The following is a 17665-nucleotide window of genomic DNA, read 5'->3' on the forward strand; positions in this document are numbered from 1 at the left end:
TATTCCTCCTTCATGATGATGCCTACCACCTAGTGTATGGGCGGACAAGAAAATATGTGATGAAAAAATGCGGGCGTGTTACAATAAGTAACTGGGTGAAGATAAAATGACAAAACAAGAAAAGATAGAAAAAACAATTACTTTTGTAAAACATATTTTAGAAAAAGATGCGAGTGGGCATGATTGGTATCATATTGAGCGCGTACATAAACTGGCGATTTCTTTATTCGAGCAAGAAGGAGGAAATCGTTTTATAATTGAAATGGCAGCATTACTTCACGATGTGGCAGATGAGAAGTTAAATGAAAGTGAAGAAGCAGGAATGAAAAAAGTTTCTGATTGGTTAGAAGAGTTACATGTTGAAGAAGAGGAAAGTAAGCATGTTCTTCATATTATCGCCAATATGTCTTATAAAGGTGGTCATGGCGGTAAAGTGGAGTCAATTGAAGGGAAGATTGTTCAAGATGCAGATCGCTTAGACGCTCTTGGTGCAATTGGAATAGCTCGCACATTTGCGTATGGCGGGGCGAAAGGGAGATTAATGTATGATCCAACTATTCCTCCTCGTGAAGTGATGACGAAAGATGAATATAGAAAAAATAATGACCCATCTTTAAATCATTTTTATGAAAAACTTTTAAAACTAAAAGGCTTAATGAATACGAATGCAGCAAAACAAGAGGCGGAAGTTCGTCATCGTTATATGGAACAGTTTATTGAACAATTTATGAAAGAGTGGAATGCACAAATATGAAAATGTTAACTGTGGAAAACTTATCAAAATCATATGGAGAAAAACCGTTATTTGATGGATTATCATTTAGTATTGCAGAAGGACAACGTGCCGGAATTATCGGTGTAAACGGTACTGGTAAATCAACTTTATTAAAAATTATTGCAGGGGCAGAAATTCCTGATACAGGTGATATGACTCATTCACGTGGATATACAATTAGTTATTTATCACAGCAACCAGAGTTTGATGAACAATTAACAGTATTAGAGCAAGTCTTCCATGGTGATACACCTTTAATTCGTCTTCTTCGTGATTATGAAAAGGCGCTATTACATATCGAAAAAGATCCAAGTAATGAAAAGGTACAGGAACAATTATTTGCAGTGCAACAACGTATGGATGCGATGAGTGCGTGGGAAGCAAATGCGAATGCAAAATCGTTATTAACGAAATTAGGAATTACTGATTTCACAGCAATTGTTGGAAATTTATCTGGTGGACAGAAAAAACGTATTGCGATGGCGCAGTGTTTTATTGAAACACCGGATCTATTAATTTTAGATGAGCCTACGAACCATCTTGACCATGAGACAGTTGAGTGGTTAGAGGAATATTTAGCAAGGTACACAGGTGCGGTATTACTTGTAACCCATGATCGTTATTTCTTAGATCGTGTGACGAATCGTATTTTCGAATTAGATAATGGAAAATTGTATAGTTATGAAGGAAATTACAGTACGTTTTTAGAAGCGAAAGCACTTCGGGAAGAACAAGAACTTGCGCAAGAATCAAAACGTCAAAACTTATATCGCCGTGAACTAGCGTGGATTCGCCGTGGTGCAAAAGCTCGTTCGACAAAGCAAAAGGCACGTATTCAACGATTTGAAGAGTTAAAAGGTCAAGAAGGTCCAGCTGCAAAACAGTCAGTTGATATTGCGCTTAGCGGTAGTCGCCTTGGGAAAAAAGTACTTGAGTTAAAAGATGTAACGAAAAAATTTGGCGATAAAACAGTATTAAACAACTTCAATCATATCGTGAAACCAGGCGATCGTATCGGAATTATTGGAGCGAATGGAAGCGGGAAATCTTCACTATTAAATATGCTTGCAGGTAAAATATCTCCTGATAGTGGTGAAATTGAAGTTGGACAAACAGTAAAAATTGCTTACTATACGCAAGAAAATGAAGAAATGAATTTAAATCAACGTATGATTGAATACATTAAAGAAATTGCGGAAGTTATTCATACGACAGATGGAAAAGTAATTGGTGCGTCTCAAATGTTAGAACGTTTCTTATTCCCGCCGCATTCACATGGTACACCTCTTGGCAAATTATCTGGCGGTGAAAGAAGACGTTTATACTTATTACGTATATTAATGGGAGAACCGAACGTACTATTACTAGATGAGCCTACGAATGATCTAGATACACAAACATTAACGGTGTTGGAAGATTATTTAGAAGATTTCCCAGGTGTCGTTTTAACTGTATCGCATGACCGTTACTTCTTAGATAAAGTAGTAGATGAATTGTTCATCTTTACGGGAGAAGGAGAAGTGCGCGAATTTCTAGGTAGTTATACGGATTACTTAGAAATAGAAAAAACGAGAGAACTTATTGAGAAAGCGGAAGTACAGAAAGAGAAAAAAGTAGTAGAAGAAGCACCGAAACAACAACGTAAGCGTAAACTTTCATATAACGAGCAGCGCGAATGGGAAACAATTGAAGATACAATTGCGGAACTTGAAGAAAAGCTAGAATCAATTGGAGAAGAGCTTGCGAATGTTGGTTCTGATTTTACGAAAGCGCAAGAATTGTCTGAAGCACAGCAAAAAACAGAAGAAGAGTTAGAAAAAACGATGGAAAGATGGAGTGAACTATCCGACATTGTTGAAGGATTAAAATAAAAACAAGCTGCATATATTGAAAAGTAAAGAGAAAAACTTTACACTATTGGTAGAACCTATTTTAGGAGGGAAAAAATGAGAACATCTAATCCAATGTTGAAAAAAGAGGCATTCCGTAAAGAAGGAGCAAGTGCTTCTGCGATGACTATTGGCGGAACAGTAGGCAAAACGTTTATTATGCTTATCTTGCTACTTGCAACGTCTGTCTATTCATACATACAGATGATAGAGGGTACGATGAAGATGCCAGTATTAATTGGCGCTTTAATCGTTGCGGCAATCATCGCATTTGCGTCTATGTTCTTCCCGCGTATTTCACCTTTTGGTGCACCAATCTATGCGGCGGTAGAAGGGGTTGTATTAGGTAGTATTTCAGCTGTTTATACAATGAAGTTTGGCGATTCTATCGTTTTAAATGCTGTATTACTAACAATCTCAATTCTATTTGCGATGTTAGTGTTATATGCAACACGCGTAGTAAAAGTAACGGATAAATTTCGTACAGGCGTGATGGCAGCAACACTTGGAATTATGGTTATGTATTTAGTCGTATTTCTACTAAACATGTTTGGTGTAACTGTTCCGTACATTCACCAAGGTGGTACGATCGGTATTATTATTAGTGCAGTTGTTATCGTAGTTGCTGCATTAAACTTATTACTAGATTTCGATTTAATCGAAAATGGTGTACGTAGTCAAGCTCCGAAATATATGGAGTGGTACACTGCAATGGGACTAATGCTTACATTAGTATGGTTATACTTAGAAATTCTTCGTTTCGTTTCTTACTTTACGAAAAATGACTAATAAAAAAATCCTGCGTGAAAAATGCAGGATTTTTTATTTTCAAAGATATATTGATGATGTGGTATAATATGGATGTTGGTAACCTTAAATTGAAGGGGATGGAATATGATGAAAGAGAAGAAAGGGATTATGAAAAAACTATTTTCTAAAAGTTTTTTCATAGAACTAGATGATGCTTTAACGTATCCATCGGGAGAAGTTATTACTTCAGCTATTGAAAGTTATGCAGCTGAATGTAATGAACAACTGAAATTTGAGAGTAAAGTAAAACCGATAACTTTCTACTTAGAAGAAGTATTATATCGTGCGGAAGTAAAGATGGCCCGCGGAGGATATTACATTTCATGCAGTGAAGTATAATTTTTTGAAACCTTACATGTTTAAAGTATGTAAGGTTTCTTTTTAGTTTTTATAAGGTATAAAAATATATTTTTTATTATAAAGTATATTATTTTAAGCTTTTTACCCTTCATATATTTTTCTTTACAATGAAGAAAAATATGAGAGGTGGTATAACTTATGATGAATCGAGTTGTATTAATCGGTAGATTGACAAAGGAGCCAGAATTATACTACACAAAGCAAGGCGTCGCGTATGCACGAGTATGTGTTGCGGTGAATAGAGGTTTTCGAAATAGCTTAGGTGAGCAGCAAGTAGATTTTATTAATTGCGTCGTATGGAGAAGGTCAGCTGAGAATGTAACTGAATATTGTACGAAAGGTTCACTTGTTGGAATTACTGGACGTATTCATACGAGGAATTACGAGGATAATCAAGGAAAGAGAATATATATAACGGAAGTTGTGATTGAGAGCATTACATTTTTGGAGAGAAGGAGGGAGGGCGCATCGTAAGAAGAGGGCTTAGTAATATAGCCCTCTATCACTTTTGATTGATCCCTTCCCAAACAACATCTAATTGTTGGTTGAGTGTATTTTTCGCGTTTATTTCATTAGCATGTAATAGTGAATGGGACATTAATGTATAAAAATAAGTACTCATAATAGTAGAAGTGATAATATGTATATCCCATTGACTGTTTAATTTTCCTGTCTCTTTCGCCTCTGTAATAATTGAAGACAAACCTTTTTGTAGCTGCTGTATACTTTTTACTTCATTTTCTACTAAGTAATTAGACTTTATAATCTCAAAGACGGCATGCTTCATTAAATCACCATGTCCAGTAAAACGGTCTAGTAAGTCTCCTAGAACAAGTTTAATTCTTTCTTTTGGATGTTCTACATTTGCATATGTTTTTAAACTTTCATTCCATAGTTCAATTTGAGAATCACCTAAAAATAATAATATGTTTTCTTTTTTCGGAAAGTAATTGAAGAAAGTTCCTTTTGCAATCCCGCATGCAGTAGTAATATCTTGAACCGTTACATTTTCGTACCCGCGTTCTTGGAAGAGTTGTACTGCTTTTAGGAATATAAGTTCTTTTAATTCTTTTTTTCTCGTTTCTCTCAGCATATAATCTACTCCTAACACAAACAATTATATCTGTTTAATAGATAATCTCAAATAAAATCTTACTTCATGATTAAGTTTAATGTAATTGAAAGAAGGATAGAGAATGCTGTTTCTTATTATTATTATAAATGAAAGTTATATAGTTCATGTGCTTGCCTTTCAGAAATCCATTTTGGAATACGTTTCATTACTTCATTTCTTACTATAGTTAAAGGTTTACTTTCTATTTGCGCCATTTTTCCAACTGTCCACGCAGTGTTTGAGATTTTTTCAATTCTATCTCGTCTTTTTTGTTCGTATTCTATAAATGCTTGACGATAATGGGCATTATTTTTGATGCATTCAGCCAAAATAATCGCATCTTCAATTGCTTGGCAAGCACCTTGGCCTAAATTCGGAGTAAGTGCATGGGCAGCATCCCCAATAAAAACGATGCGTTTTTCAAAAAACTGATTCATTGGCATAATGTCTACAATATCGCGATGAATCATATGAACGTCCGATGCATTATGCAAAATAGATGGTATGGGATTGTGGTAAGATTTGAAATGATTATATAAATCTTCTGTTGTGTAAGCTTTGTATTTTGGATCTCTAGCTTTCGCGTTTATGAGCGCATACCAGTATACTTCGTTGTTGGGAAGAGGGACGATACCAAATCTACCGTTCGTTCCCCAAGTTTCAATAAAATCATTTGTTAAAGAAAGATTATTAGTAGGAGTTATGCCACGCCAACACGTATATCCTGCATAACGATAATTATCCCTTTGTGTTACTTGTTTTCGAACGACAGAATGAATACCATCGGCAGAAATCAGTATATTGCCAAATGCTTCACTACCATCTTGAAATACTATTTTTAAGGCGTCTTCCTCATTTCATTCTATTTTTACACATTCTTTTCTCCATTCGACAGTATCTTCTTGTAGTTCAGAAAGTAGCAATTGATGTAAATCTTTTCTATGAATAGAGTACATTTTTGGATAACAAGATGGGATAATCAATTTATTGAAAACAGTTCCTTTTTCGGATACAAGGTTAAAACCGTCACTTTCGTTGCCGAATTTTTTGATTTTCTCAGAAATTCCGTATGGCTCAAGTGCTTGCATTGCATTCGGAGCAATGATAATACCCGTACCAGCAACAGTAGGCTCAGTGTTTTTATCATATACTTTTACTTCTATTCCTATTTTTTGTAAGGAAATTGCTGCGCAAAGTCCAGCAATACCGCCACCAATAATTATGACATTGTTCATTTGTTATCACTCCACCTTTGAATGACTTTGTTCATAAAATGACCTTGGTCATTTTATGAGTTAAGGTTAATCCCTTTTTATGTAATTGTCAATTATACTTTTAACTATAGTTATGGAATGATTAGGTGAAAATAGAATGAATGAAACTTCCCAGCAATGTAGAAAAGTAAATAGTAAAATTAAGCATCCGAGTAGGAGTATAGAGTGATAACATGTTACAATACAGCTAAGAACATGCAATAAAGGAGAGTTTTTTACGTGAAGATTAAAGCAATTGAACCGACGCCAAGTCCAAATACAATGAAAGTTATTTTGAATGAAGTATTACCATCAGGAGCACGTAATAATTATACAAATGAAAATAAAGAACAAGCGCCAATGCAAGTGCAAGAAATTTTGAAAATTGAAGGTATTAAAGGTGTATATCATGTAGCCGACTTTTTAGCAGTGGAGCGAAATGCAAAGTATGACTGGAAAGTTTTATTACAGCAAGTTCGTGCTGTTTTTGGCGAAGAAGTAGTAGAAGAAAGTGAAGAACAACAACTTGCTCATTTTGGAGAAGTGAAAGTATTTGTTCAAATGTTCTTTACTATCCCAATGCAAGTAAAGTTAACAGATGGAACGACGGAAGAACGTGTTGGTTTACCTGACCGTTTTAAAGAATCAATTATGAAAGTTCAAATGTCTGCACCAAACGTTGTAAAAGAACGTAAATGGGTGGAACAAAGTACACGTTACGGTAATTTTGAAGAAATCGGGAAAGAAGTAGTAGAAGAGATTGTTGCTGCTTATCCGGAAGAACGTATAAATGAAACGGTCAAAGAATTATTAAATCAGGCAGGTGCTGTTGAAGTAACGATTCAAAAGCGTGAGCCATATAAAGTAACAGAAGAGATGATGAAAGATGCTGACTGGAAAAAACGTTTTGCAGCTTTAGAACAAATGGATCCTACTGAAGAAGATATTCCAGTGTTGAAGATGGCGTTAGATGATGAAAAAGTTTCGATTCGCCGTTTAGCAACAGCATATTTAGGTATGGTAAAAGGTGATGAAGTATTACCGTTATTATATAAAGCCTTATTAGATCGCTCTGTAAGTGTTCGTCGTACTGCAGGAGATTGTTTATCAGATGTAGGTGATCCGGCGGCGATGTTCGTTATGATTAAATCTCTGAAAGATCCAAGTAAATTAGTACGCTGGCGTGCAGCGATGTTCTTATTTGAACTTGGAGATGAAAGTGCAATTCCAGCATTAAAAGCAGCGCAAGATGATCCAGAGTTTGAAGTAGCAATGCAAGCACGTCTAGCGTTAGAGCGTATTGAAGGCGGAGAAGAAGCAAAAGGTTCCGTATGGAAACAAATGACGGAGTCTCGTAAAGGGGAATAATGTATGATTGTTTTCTATGATAGTTGGTGTCCGATGTGTACGGCGGTTGCAGAACGTACGAAGAAATTAGATAAAAAGGGTAAGGTGAAATTTGTTTCATTTCGAGATGAAGATGTAGTTGAGAAGTATGAACTTTCTCAAGAACTACAAAGTAAGATGGAACAAAGATTGTATATTTTTAAAAATAATAAGTGGTATGACGGCATTCATAGCATACATGTATTAGCAAAGTCCATTCCATCTTATTGGTTTGCGGTGCCTTTTATAAAGCTATCTATCGTACTTGGATTTGGAAGTAACGTATATGATTATATCGCTAACAATAGAAAACTTGTCCCAGTTGGACATTGCCGCGGTGGGGTTTGTGAAATCCCTACAAAAAAATGAAATCATCGTTATCTTTCTTTTGCACCTATTAATAGAGCGTGATATGATGAATTTGGAATGAAAGTTGAAGGAGAGATTGCAAGATGTCAAATGCTTATGAAGAATACATGCGCCAAATGGTAATCCCAATGCGTCAAGAATTAGTGCGTTCTGGGTTTGAAGAGTTAACTACAGAAGAAGCTGTAACAGAATTTATGGAAAACACAACAGGTACAACTTTAGTAGTTGTAAACTCTGTTTGTGGTTGTGCAGCTGGTTTAGCACGTCCATCAGCAGGTCAAGCAGTTGTTCGTGCTGAAAAACAACCTGATCATCTTGTAACTGTATTCGCAGGTCAAGATAAAGATGCTACTGCAAAAATGCGTGAATACTTCGGAGAAATTCCTCCATCTTCACCATCTATGGCATTATTAAAAGGAAAAGAAGTTGTTCACTTCATTCACCGTCATGAAATTGAAGGTGCAACTATGGACGAAATTATTACGAACTTAGAGCAAGCTTTCGAAAAGAATTGCTAAAGAAGGGGGAGAGTAAATCTCCCTCTTTTCTTTATATAGAGGTGAAACAATGATAGTAACAACAGCAGGAAGAACGAATAAAGAAATGATAGATTATGCAAAGCAGGTAGCCGCAGAATTAAATCGTTCATTCGTTAAACGTAATGATATACCAGTACATAAACTGCATGAGCAGTATGAACAAGATGTACTTGTCGTAGGCAAAAATCGATTAGCCATTTATCCAAAAGGAACAGAGGAGTCGTTTTTCTTTCATCCAAACTCAGCGATGTTTCGTGTGAAGAGATTAATGCGCGGAGAACACGATCCGTTCGTACAAGCTGCTAAATTAGAAAGCGGAATGACAGTATTAGATTGTACGCTCGGTATGGCATCAGATAGTATTGTGGCTAGCTATATTGTTGGTGAAAGCGGAAAAGTAACCGGACTTGAAGGCAATGAGTATATGGCTTATATTATGGAAAATGGTTTGAAAACATGGTCTTCATCCGTTTCTGAAATTGATAAAGCAATGCAACGAATTGATGTAAAGCAAACTGAGCATTACGCATTTTTAAAACAATGTGAAGATAATAGTTATGATGTCGTATATCTTGATCCGATGTTTGAAGAAACTGTTATAGAATCAGATGGAATAAAAGGATTAAAACACTTCGCTTTGTATCATGATATTACTGATGAAACAATTGCGGAAGCGAAGCGTGTGGCTAGAAAGCGTGTCGTTCTGAAAGACCATTTCCGTAGTTCTAGATTTGAAAAACATAATTTTTACGTATACAAAAGAAAAAGTGCTAAGTTTCACTTTGGTGTAATTGACCCTTGCTAATTGTTTGAAAAGATGTATAATAAGCAATAATTAATTAAATATACTGTCTGTGATGAAGAGAGTAGTCTTTTTTAGAAGGAAAGCGAGCTAGGGATGGTGTGAGCCTAGTGCGGAAGAAAAAGATGAAGCGCACTTCGGAGATGCTTCTTGAACGAATAGTAGAGTAAGCCGAGGCCCCCTGTCCTCGTTATAAACGGGAAAGTGGTTCGTAATGAACAACAAGGGTGGTACCACGGGTTCAAACTCGTCTCTTTTTTAGAGACGAGTTTTTTGTATTTTAAAAATGAAGGAGGTTGTAGCATGGATTATAAAAAGCAGTTTGCAGAAAGTTTATCTAATATTTTTACGAATGAATTAACGCAAAAGCAAATTTTAGATTTAATTGAAACACCGAAACAAGATGAATTCGGAGATGTTGCATTTCCATGTTTTTCACTTGCGAAGCAATATAAAAAATCACCAGCTATTATCGCAAAGGAAGTTGCAGAGAAATTAAGTGATCCGTTTTTTGCGAAAGTAGAGGCTGTTGGTCCTTACGTAAATGTCTTTTTTAATCGTGAAACAGTAAGTGATGAAGTATTAAAAACGATTTTAGCGGAGAAAGAAGAGTACGGTCAAAATCATTTTGGATGTGAAAAGACTGTAGTTATCGATTATTCGTCTCCTAATATTGCGAAACCTTTTTCAATGGGGCATTTACGTTCTACAATGATTGGAAATTCACTGAAACATATCGCTGAAAAATGTGGCTATGAAGTTGTAGGGATTAATTATATTGGAGACTGGGGAACACAGTTTGGAAAGTTAATTACCGCTTATAAAAAATGGGGCAATGAAGCAGTAGTGAAAGAGGATCCAATCCGTGAACTATTTAAGTTATATGTTCAATTCCATGAAGAGGTAAAAGACAACGAAGAATTAGAAGAAGAAGGACGCGCTTGGTTTAAGAAATTAGAAGAAGGTGATGAAGAAGCTGTTGAGCTTTGGAATTGGTTCCGCCACGAATCTTTAAAAGAATTTTCTCGTATTTATGAACTTCTCGGTGTTGAATTTACTAATTTTCAAGGAGAAGCTTTTTATAATAATTTAATGGAAGACTTTATTGGGATTTTAGAGGAACATGATTTACTTGAAGAGTCAGAAGGTGCATTAGTCGTTAATTTAGAAGAAGAGGGAATGCCGCCTTGCTTAATTAGAAAATCAGATGGTGCGACGATTTATGCAACGCGTGACTTAACAGCAGCACTATATCGTCAAAACACATTTAGTTTTGATAAAGCGCTATATGTAGTTGGCCCAGAACAAAGTTTACACTTCAATCAATTTTTCACTGTATTAAAAAAGCTGGGTTACACTTGGGTTGACGGCATGGAACATGTACCGTTTGGGTTCATTTTAAAAGATGGTAAGAAAATGTCGACACGTAAAGGAAGAGTTATTTTACTCGAAGAAGTACTTGAGGAAGCAATCGAACTTGCAAAACAAAATATTGAAGAGAAAAATCCAAACTTAAAACAAAAAGAAGAATTAGCGAAGCAAGTCGGTGTTGGCGCAGTTATCTTCCACGATTTAAAAAATGAGCGTATGCACAATATCGAATTTTCATTAGAAAATATGCTGAAATTTGAAGGAGAAACAGGACCGTACGTACAGTACACACATGCACGTGCTTGCTCTATTTTAAGAAAAGAAAGTGTAGAATTTGAAACATGTACATTTGCTTTAAAAGACGATCATAGCTGGAGTGTCGTAAAATTCCTAAATAAATTCCCGCAAATAATTGAAGCAGCTTTCAATAAAAATGAGCCATCGATTATTTCGAAATATATATTAGATGTAGCACAATCATTCAATAAATATTATGGTAATGTTCGTATATTAGAAGAGAGTAAAGAAAAAGACAGCAGACTCGCATTGGTTTATGCTGTGACGATTGTATTAAAAGAAGGATTACGTTTACTTGGGGTGGAGGCACCTGAGGAGATGTAACATAGTAGTAAACTGACAAACTGGGTCTAGTATAAACCTGGTTTGTTTTTTTATTGGATATATATTTTTTTTGCAAAATCAATTAAAATCTTTTTAGAGAGGGTGATTCATATTGATTCGAACTTTTATTTTACAAATTCCTTGTCATAGAAGATTAGATAGGAGTTTTTTTAAACTACAAAAGTACATACCTTTATGTGCGCGTTGTACAGGCATGCTTATTGGTATTTTAATGTTTCCAATTTATTTTTATATGACACCTTCATTTCTTTTCGCAATCATACTATCATTTTTCGCCCAAATTCCGTTACTTATCGATGGGTTCACCCAAAAGTGGAAATGGAGAAGTAGCTCAAATTTGCTAAGAATAACTACTGGTGTATTAAGCGGTAATGGTATGGGATTATTCATTTCCTCTGGTGTTATATGGATATTATCTTAAGATATATAGTAATGGAGGTATTTACATAGATGTTCTGGATTTATTTAATTCTAATTTTTATTTCAGGCGGAAGTGGAATTGGTTTTATGACTCAAAATAAGTATACAGAAGCAATAATAGCTTTTGTTATTTGTATACTATTGTTTGGGCTACTGTATTATTATCTTAAAAGAAACAAAAGAAATAGGAAAGCAGATTGTGACGATTTAGACTGTACGGATTGTTTTGATTGTGATTGTACTTGTTAAATTTTTCTTCCAAATAAAAAGCTAGTGTATTTTTAATAATACACTAGCTTTTTGCTTTGAAATTTTAAGAAAAGTGTAGGAATACGACTATTCTATAGAGAACTTTAGTTTTGTATATAAAAGGAGGCGTTAGATGTTGGAAACGTATGATTGGAACAATAAACTAACATATTTAAAAAACACGAGAGATTTATATTACAACGACGATTATGTAAGCTTTTTAGTAAATACAGTTTGGAAGATTACTAAGCCTGTACATATCGTTGATTACGGTTGTGGATATGGTTATTTAGGCTTAGTATTAATGCCATTACTTCCAAAAGGATCAAAGTATACCGGCATTGATAGTGGAGAAACTTTATTAGCTGAAGCGAGAGCGTTATTTCGTTTACTTCCATATGAGTCAGAATTTATGGAGGGGGATGCTACAGAAATAGAATTAAACGATAAATACGATATAGCAATCTGTCATGCCTTTTTGTTACATATGAGTTCACCAAAAACGATGCTAGAAAAAATGATACATTCAATTAAAAAGGGCGGAAAAATAATCTGTTTTGAACCACATGGGATATCAAATATGTCTTCATACTTTTTAAATGGAGAGAATCAATCGGAAATTATTAGGCTAGGAGCTTTGCAGAATTTATTTGAAAGTGACATGCAGAGAAGCGGAAAAGATGGAAATATTGGTATGAAAATACCAATGTTTTTAAGTGAACTAGGCGTAAAAAATATTCAATGTAGAGTAAGTGATAAAGTGAACTTTTTAGATTCTAATATGCATCATAATGATAAAAACGATTTGTATCAATCATTAAAAGAAGAAGGGATTGCTGGTAATCCCGGTGATAAGCAACAATTTGTAGAACGTTTAATAGACAGAGGATTAACATATGATGATGCGTTAGCTCAATATGAAGCTGAACTCAAGTTTTTTAGAGCGTTTCATCTACATTCCTCTTTAGTATATGCTCCGAATATGAAAATTACATTTGGTGAAATAGAATGTTAAAGGAGCAATACGATGAAAAATGTCGCTTAATGTCGGTAAGTCGATATTCGACATATAATCGCTGATATAATTTGAAAATCGCCGATAAAACGAAAGAATCGCTGATATAATTTCATGTACTGATTTCAACTATATAAAAATAAGATCCATATGTTACGTTATTCCAGTTAATCAAACAAAATACAGAGAAAAACAATCATTTTTACTATATTTTGTTATAAATTCGAATAATATTAAATAATACTATCCATTATAGGAGATTTTAGTTGAATACCTACAATATGATGTGTAAAATCTAAGCAAGTAGCAGTTTAAATATAAATTTGAGGTGAATACATGCTAGATTTTGAGCAGTTAGATGCTTGTTTGAAAGACAAGAGATTTATAGATGGATTACAGGGAATAAATAATGAAATTTCATATATAAAAGAAACGAATACTTTATCTTATGTGAAAAAGTGGCTTGCTAATATTCCTTCACATAAGGAGTTTGATATATTAATACGTCTTACTGATGAAGGGCTTATGCACCAATACAGTTCATTCCTCATTCGCTATGCCTATAAAAAATTCCCAAATATGAGAACGCTCTCTTTATATTGTGATGAGTTAATTGATGAGCGGAAAATACTTGAAGTAGAACAGTTGTTAAAAGACTCATTAGAAGAGGTAAACAAAGAAGAGATAGACGTTGATCTTTTAGCGAAAACATATTTTACATTAGTACGATGTTTGTTGGAAATGAAACGAAATGAAGAAGCTCTTTTTTATATGCAAAAGGCAGAGGAGTACAGTGCACGTGCAGTATTTGATAAATGGGGCTACGTGTATATGCATACAGGTGAATGGGAGAAAGCAGAAGAACAATTTATAGCTGGTATGCAGCATAAAGATTGTGAAGAGTTATCTACCTATTTATTATCACAGTTATATGCGAATAAGGGAGAACAAAAACGTGCATTACAGCTAATTGATGATGCGATTGTAAAGTTCCCGCAAGTACCATATTTTCATTTTGAAAAGGTGAAATATTTATTAGATTTAGGGAAGTATGAAGAAATGTTAGTGGTAATTGATAACATAAATAAGCAGCTTCCTTATCATGCGTATAAAACTTACTTTGTACATTTACGTGCAGAAGCGCTTTACAAAATGAATAAAATTGTAGATTTACAACAGTTATTAAAAGAAGAAAAAAGTTTAAAAGAGTCTTTATATCATAATTTAGAAAAAAATCCAGATGGCAAAAAGGTTCACTTACCAATCGTTCCAATTGTACAAAAGGATAATTATTGTGTACCGACAAGTTTAGAAATGATGTTGCAGTTATGGGGAGACAAACGTACACAAGATGAGATAGCAGAGTTTATTTTTGATATGACGGGATCGAAGTTTTCAGATACTGTTTCTTATTTAGAAGAATTAGGTTATGAATATCGTTATTTTAAAGGGAATGTAGAAAATTATAAGAGACTGTTAGATCAGGGGATTCCCGTTTTATTAAGTATAGATATTGAGCATGCGTCACATGTGCAAGTGCTAGCTGGATACGATGATATGTTACAAGCTTTTTATGTTCAAGATCCGAATTTTATCGAACCAGTTATTGTGGAATATAGTAAGTTGCAAGAAAAATATCGTTATACAGGCTGCTTAGCGATTACGTTTGTTCCGAAAGAAAAAAAGGAACTACTATCATCTTTAAATGAAGAAGAACATCATTATTTTAAATCTATTTTTTCTTTAACAGATCATTTGGATGAACAAGATAAAGAGGGGATTCATGACTTAGTACAGTTTTTAAAAGGGACGAGTGATAATCCGAATACGTGGTTATATACGGTTAAGCATTTAGATGTTGAAGTAGATAAAGAATTTATTTTATATTGTATAGAAAAGTTAATGGAGAAATTTCCTAACTCAGATTTTGTTAAATTACATGGTGCACAGTGCTTTATTCGCCTTGAAGAGTTAGAAAAAGCTGGACACATGCTTGCGAGTGTTGAGAAGAAAAATAATCGTGCCTTATATCATTTCATAAACGGAAGGTATGCTTTTGAGCAGGAAAGTTATTTAGAAGCGATTTCAAGTTTTCGTTCCTCGTTACAATTAGACGCGGATCAGCCGATTGCTTGGAGTTTTCTCGCTTTATCATATATGTATATCGATCAATCTGAAAAGGCGTTGCAGTTTTCTCAAGTCGCCTTGGAACGTAGCCCTGAACGATTTACTTTAACGAATCACGGGTTAATATTAATAGATTTAGAAAGATATGAAGAAGCGTATGAAATCTTTAATGATTTGTTAAAAGAATATAAAAATGAAGCACATGTATGGTATGAGCGAGCGAGATGTGCGCATCATTTAGGGAAATTATATTTAGCGATAAAAGGGCTTAAAATAGCAATTCATTTGGATAGTAATGCACCATACATTTATACGAAACTTGCAGAAATATACGAATCTGATTTGAAGGATGAAGAAAGTACGAAAGAAGTTTTATTAAAAGGTATTGAGAATTGTGATGATAAGGCATCTCTATACGTAAAACTCGGTGACTACCATTTTCAAAAGGATAGTCTGGAAGAAGCGGAAACATCGTATACTCGTGCTTTAGAAGAAAATCATGATGATGTATATTCTCACTTCGGACTTACGCAAGTTTATATGGCAAGAGAACAATATAAGGAAGCAAAAGAATATATTCTCAGTATCGAAAAACAAATTGAAAAGAGCCAAGATTTCCTTATGAACGCTGGAATGGTTTTATGGGATGCTGAGGTTGAACTTGGTGGAAGTGAAGAAGGATTTAAAGTAGCATTGTCTAAGTTAGAGAGTGGTATAAAGCAGAGCGAATATAATGTAGCAAGTGCGTTAGATGAATATGTGAATCGAATGAAAGGAACGGTATTTGTACAACGAGGAATAGCATTCTTAAGAACGTTACAAAAAGAAAGAAATGACGTAAGTGAATATGGCTGTTATACAGGTATTTTATATGAGTCGATTGGACAGTACGGCCAGGCGATGAAAAGATATAATAAGGCGATAGAACAAAAAGAAACGGCATTACCGTATTACCGAATTGGTGAAACACTTATGGCATTAGGACAATTAACGGAAGCAAAACAAGCGTATGAAAGATGTTTAGAGCTTGATGGGAATTTCATTGGTGTACATTTACAGCTTGCAGAAATATACGAAAAAGAAGAAAATCGTTCTAAAGAACAAAGTCATATGGTTCAGGCGATGAAAGAAGAGCCGTTGCATATTAATATGGAATATTTGGCACAGCTTTCAGTAGAAATGAATCTTCAGGAAGAATTGCTGGCTGAACTAGAACAATTAGCGGACGAAGTACCTGAAATATGGCGATTAGATGCGATTGCATATGTGTATGGAGCGATGGATGAAATAGATAAAGAACAAGCACAGATTGAAGAGGCACTACGATTAGATGGCGAGCATACAGAAGTTTTATATCATTATGCAAAAGTATTAGTGAAAAATAGAAATGCAAAGGCAATTGAAATTGCGATGAAAGTGATACAAAAAGATGTGAATAATGAACGTATATTTGATGTATATGTAAAAGCGATAGAACAACATAAGAAATGGTCTAACATACGAGATTTTCTTCATATATTAAAAGTAAAAAAGGCAGACAGAAGTATGGCGTTTATGTATGCTGCATCTGCGGTTACAGAAAGATGGATTGAACGTCAACAAAATGAACAGCCGAAGAAATCCATAATTACAAGAGCTTTTTATCGCATGAAAAACCGTGCGAAAGAAATTTCGATTATTACTACAATCATTGATTTATATGAAATCTCATTAAAGTTAAATCAAAAAAATAGTATGGCAGCGCAGCGATTTGCACTATTTTACGAGAATGTGGTGATGTATAAAGAGGCGATAGATGTATTGCAAACATCATTAGAAAGTAAATGGGATTACGATGTAGCCAAGCAACTTGTAAATCTTTTCATAGAGTGTGAGGAAGAAGATAGGTTACGGGATGCTGCAGAATTAACGAAGCAAATGGTTCGAGAGTTACCAGATGATTATGATACGCTTCTTTTACAAGCACAAGTATTCTTTAAAATGGGAGAAGAAAGAAAAGCAGAGAAGATTACTTTACAATTAACGGAGCAAACACCGTTTGTAAGTAGAGCGTTTCTTGCTTTAGGAGAAATATATCAAAGTCAAGAACGGTTTGAAGAGGCAATTCACGTATTAGAAAATGCTTCTATACATCATCCGAATGAAACAGCAATTCTTCTTTCTTTAGCATCTTCTTATCATGGTGCCGGCCAAACGATAAAGGCAGAAAAAATAACAAATGAAGTATTAACAATGGATGCGAGTGATTTGTTAGCAAGATATGATCGTGCTTGTTATTTAGCGCAGTTAAACAGAAATGAAGAGGCGAAGGAAGAGCTTGAAATTGTACTTCGTGAGGATGAGTCGGGATTTTTCGCTGAACTTATCGAGGATGATGAAAATTTAGCAGCATTGCGAGAATTTGAAAAGTAATTGTATAACAATCACGAAAAAGGGTATAAATGAAAATATATTTTGAATTAGTTGACAATTTATTATCCAATGGCATAAAATAGCTTTTAACAAAGTATACAAATCTGAAGACGAGAAAGAGTAAAATAGTGT

General features: G+C 34.5%; 15 protein-coding genes, 1 pseudogene and 2 other annotated features (1 of these 18 cut by a window edge). Of the genes and pseudogenes, 14 read left to right on the plus strand and 2 right to left on the minus strand.

Going from position 1 to position 17665, the window contains the following annotated elements; all coding sequences use genetic code 11:
* Positions 1-106 precede the first annotated feature (106 nt).
* The 5 genes from ACTFRN_RS13090 (at position 107) to ACTFRN_RS13110 (ending at position 4308) form a co-directional block, all read left to right on the plus strand.
* Positions 107-754: an HD domain-containing protein gene (locus ACTFRN_RS13090; RefSeq protein ID WP_000165935.1), complete on the plus strand. Its 648-nt coding sequence runs from the start codon at positions 107-109 to the stop codon at positions 752-754.
* On the plus strand, positions 751-2646 hold the full coding sequence (locus tag ACTFRN_RS13095) for an ABC-F family ATP-binding cassette domain-containing protein (RefSeq protein ID WP_074568382.1): 1896 nt from the start codon (positions 751-753) through the stop codon (positions 2644-2646). Before ACTFRN_RS13090 ends, ACTFRN_RS13095 begins: the two co-directional genes overlap by 4 nt.
* A gap of 75 nt (positions 2647-2721) precedes the next feature.
* Positions 2722-3453: a Bax inhibitor-1/YccA family protein gene (locus ACTFRN_RS13100; protein WP_001260642.1), complete on the plus strand. Its 732-nt coding sequence runs from the start codon at positions 2722-2724 to the stop codon at positions 3451-3453.
* Between the two features lie 105 nt (positions 3454-3558).
* Entirely contained in the window at positions 3559-3813 is a 255-nt protein-coding gene (locus tag ACTFRN_RS13105) for a DUF4318 domain-containing protein (RefSeq protein WP_000975124.1), read from the plus strand.
* Positions 3814-3972: 159 nt separating this feature from the next.
* Positions 3973-4308 (plus strand): single-stranded DNA-binding protein, encoded by a 336-nt coding sequence (locus ACTFRN_RS13110; RefSeq protein ID WP_000982033.1) that lies wholly within the window; start codon positions 3973-3975, stop codon positions 4306-4308.
* A gap of 28 nt (positions 4309-4336) precedes the next feature.
* Here ACTFRN_RS13110 and ACTFRN_RS13115 read toward each other — a convergent pair whose 3' ends face one another.
* Positions 4337-4927, minus strand: coding sequence for a TetR/AcrR family transcriptional regulator (locus ACTFRN_RS13115; protein WP_000943165.1), 591 nt, complete (start codon positions 4925-4927; stop codon positions 4337-4339).
* A 122-nt stretch (positions 4928-5049) separates the two neighbouring features.
* Positions 5050-6183, minus strand: a pseudogene (locus ACTFRN_RS13120) (FAD-dependent monooxygenase).
* A gap of 258 nt (positions 6184-6441) precedes the next feature.
* Here ACTFRN_RS13120 and ACTFRN_RS13125 point away from each other — a divergent pair.
* The 9 genes from ACTFRN_RS13125 to ACTFRN_RS13165 all read left to right on the plus strand — a co-directional run bounded on the left by ACTFRN_RS13125 (position 6442) and on the right by ACTFRN_RS13165 (position 17533).
* Complete coding sequence (locus ACTFRN_RS13125) at positions 6442-7569, plus strand: conserved virulence factor C family protein (RefSeq protein WP_000692569.1); 1128 nt, start codon at positions 6442-6444, stop codon at positions 7567-7569.
* A gap of 3 nt (positions 7570-7572) precedes the next feature.
* Positions 7573-7956 carry a thiol-disulfide oxidoreductase DCC family protein gene (locus ACTFRN_RS13130; protein WP_014893790.1) on the plus strand — a complete coding sequence of 128 codons (384 nt, stop codon included), beginning with the start codon at positions 7573-7575 and terminating at the stop codon, positions 7954-7956.
* A gap of 83 nt (positions 7957-8039) precedes the next feature.
* Positions 8040-8474 (plus strand): BrxA/BrxB family bacilliredoxin, encoded by a 435-nt coding sequence (locus ACTFRN_RS13135; protein WP_000063712.1) that lies wholly within the window; start codon positions 8040-8042, stop codon positions 8472-8474.
* A 49-nt stretch (positions 8475-8523) separates the two neighbouring features.
* The gene (locus ACTFRN_RS13140; RefSeq protein WP_014893789.1) at positions 8524-9300 is read left to right on the plus strand and encodes a class I SAM-dependent methyltransferase; all 777 of its coding nucleotides are present in this window, start codon (positions 8524-8526) and stop codon (positions 9298-9300) included.
* A 40-nt stretch (positions 9301-9340) separates the two neighbouring features.
* Positions 9341-9555 (plus strand) — a binding site (T-box leader).
* 45 nt (positions 9556-9600) lie between these two features.
* On the plus strand, positions 9601-11289 hold the full coding sequence (gene argS, locus ACTFRN_RS13145) for an arginine--tRNA ligase (RefSeq protein ID WP_074568038.1): 1689 nt from the start codon (positions 9601-9603) through the stop codon (positions 11287-11289).
* A gap of 112 nt (positions 11290-11401) precedes the next feature.
* The gene (locus ACTFRN_RS13150) at positions 11402-11731 is read left to right on the plus strand and encodes a DUF2085 domain-containing protein (protein ID WP_000621473.1); all 330 of its coding nucleotides are present in this window, start codon (positions 11402-11404) and stop codon (positions 11729-11731) included.
* Positions 11732-11760: 29 nt separating this feature from the next.
* Positions 11761-11979, plus strand: a complete 219-nt coding sequence (locus tag ACTFRN_RS13155) for a hypothetical protein (RefSeq protein ID WP_014893788.1) — start codon at positions 11761-11763, stop codon at positions 11977-11979.
* Between the two features lie 136 nt (positions 11980-12115).
* The gene (locus ACTFRN_RS13160) at positions 12116-12994 is read left to right on the plus strand and encodes a class I SAM-dependent methyltransferase (RefSeq protein WP_140383366.1); all 879 of its coding nucleotides are present in this window, start codon (positions 12116-12118) and stop codon (positions 12992-12994) included.
* A 336-nt stretch (positions 12995-13330) separates the two neighbouring features.
* On the plus strand, positions 13331-17533 hold the full coding sequence (locus ACTFRN_RS13165) for a bacteriocin-processing peptidase family protein (RefSeq protein WP_049112916.1): 4203 nt from the start codon (positions 13331-13333) through the stop codon (positions 17531-17533).
* Positions 17534-17631: 98 nt separating this feature from the next.
* Positions 17632-17665 (plus strand) — a binding site (T-box leader) (it continues 206 nt past the right edge of the window).

Origin of the sequence: Bacillus cereus group sp. MYBK245-2, from assembly GCF_051916145.1 — a bacterium.
Taxonomy (GTDB): Bacteria; Bacillota; Bacilli; order Bacillales; family Bacillaceae_G; genus Bacillus_A; species Bacillus_A pacificus.

Coding starts and splice junctions, on each gene's coding strand:
- ACTFRN_RS13090 (WP_000165935.1), top strand. CDS start 107: ATGACAAAACAAGAAAAGATAGAAAAAACAATTACTTTTGTAAAACAT.
- ACTFRN_RS13095 (WP_074568382.1), top strand. CDS start 751: ATGAAAATGTTAACTGTGGAAAACTTATCAAAATCATATGGAGAAAAA.
- ACTFRN_RS13100 (WP_001260642.1), top strand. CDS start 2,722: ATGAGAACATCTAATCCAATGTTGAAAAAAGAGGCATTCCGTAAAGAA.
- ACTFRN_RS13105 (WP_000975124.1), top strand. CDS start 3,559: ATGATGAAAGAGAAGAAAGGGATTATGAAAAAACTATTTTCTAAAAGT.
- ACTFRN_RS13110 (WP_000982033.1), top strand. CDS start 3,973: ATGATGAATCGAGTTGTATTAATCGGTAGATTGACAAAGGAGCCAGAA.
- ACTFRN_RS13115 (WP_000943165.1), bottom strand. CDS start 4,927: ATGCTGAGAGAAACGAGAAAAAAAGAATTAAAAGAACTTATATTCCTA.
- ACTFRN_RS13130 (WP_014893790.1), top strand. CDS start 7,573: ATGATTGTTTTCTATGATAGTTGGTGTCCGATGTGTACGGCGGTTGCA.
- ACTFRN_RS13135 (WP_000063712.1), top strand. CDS start 8,040: ATGTCAAATGCTTATGAAGAATACATGCGCCAAATGGTAATCCCAATG.
- ACTFRN_RS13140 (WP_014893789.1), top strand. CDS start 8,524: ATGATAGTAACAACAGCAGGAAGAACGAATAAAGAAATGATAGATTAT.
- argS (WP_074568038.1), top strand. CDS start 9,601: ATGGATTATAAAAAGCAGTTTGCAGAAAGTTTATCTAATATTTTTACG.
- ACTFRN_RS13155 (WP_014893788.1), top strand. CDS start 11,761: ATGTTCTGGATTTATTTAATTCTAATTTTTATTTCAGGCGGAAGTGGA.
- ACTFRN_RS13165 (WP_049112916.1), top strand. CDS start 13,331: ATGCTAGATTTTGAGCAGTTAGATGCTTGTTTGAAAGACAAGAGATTT.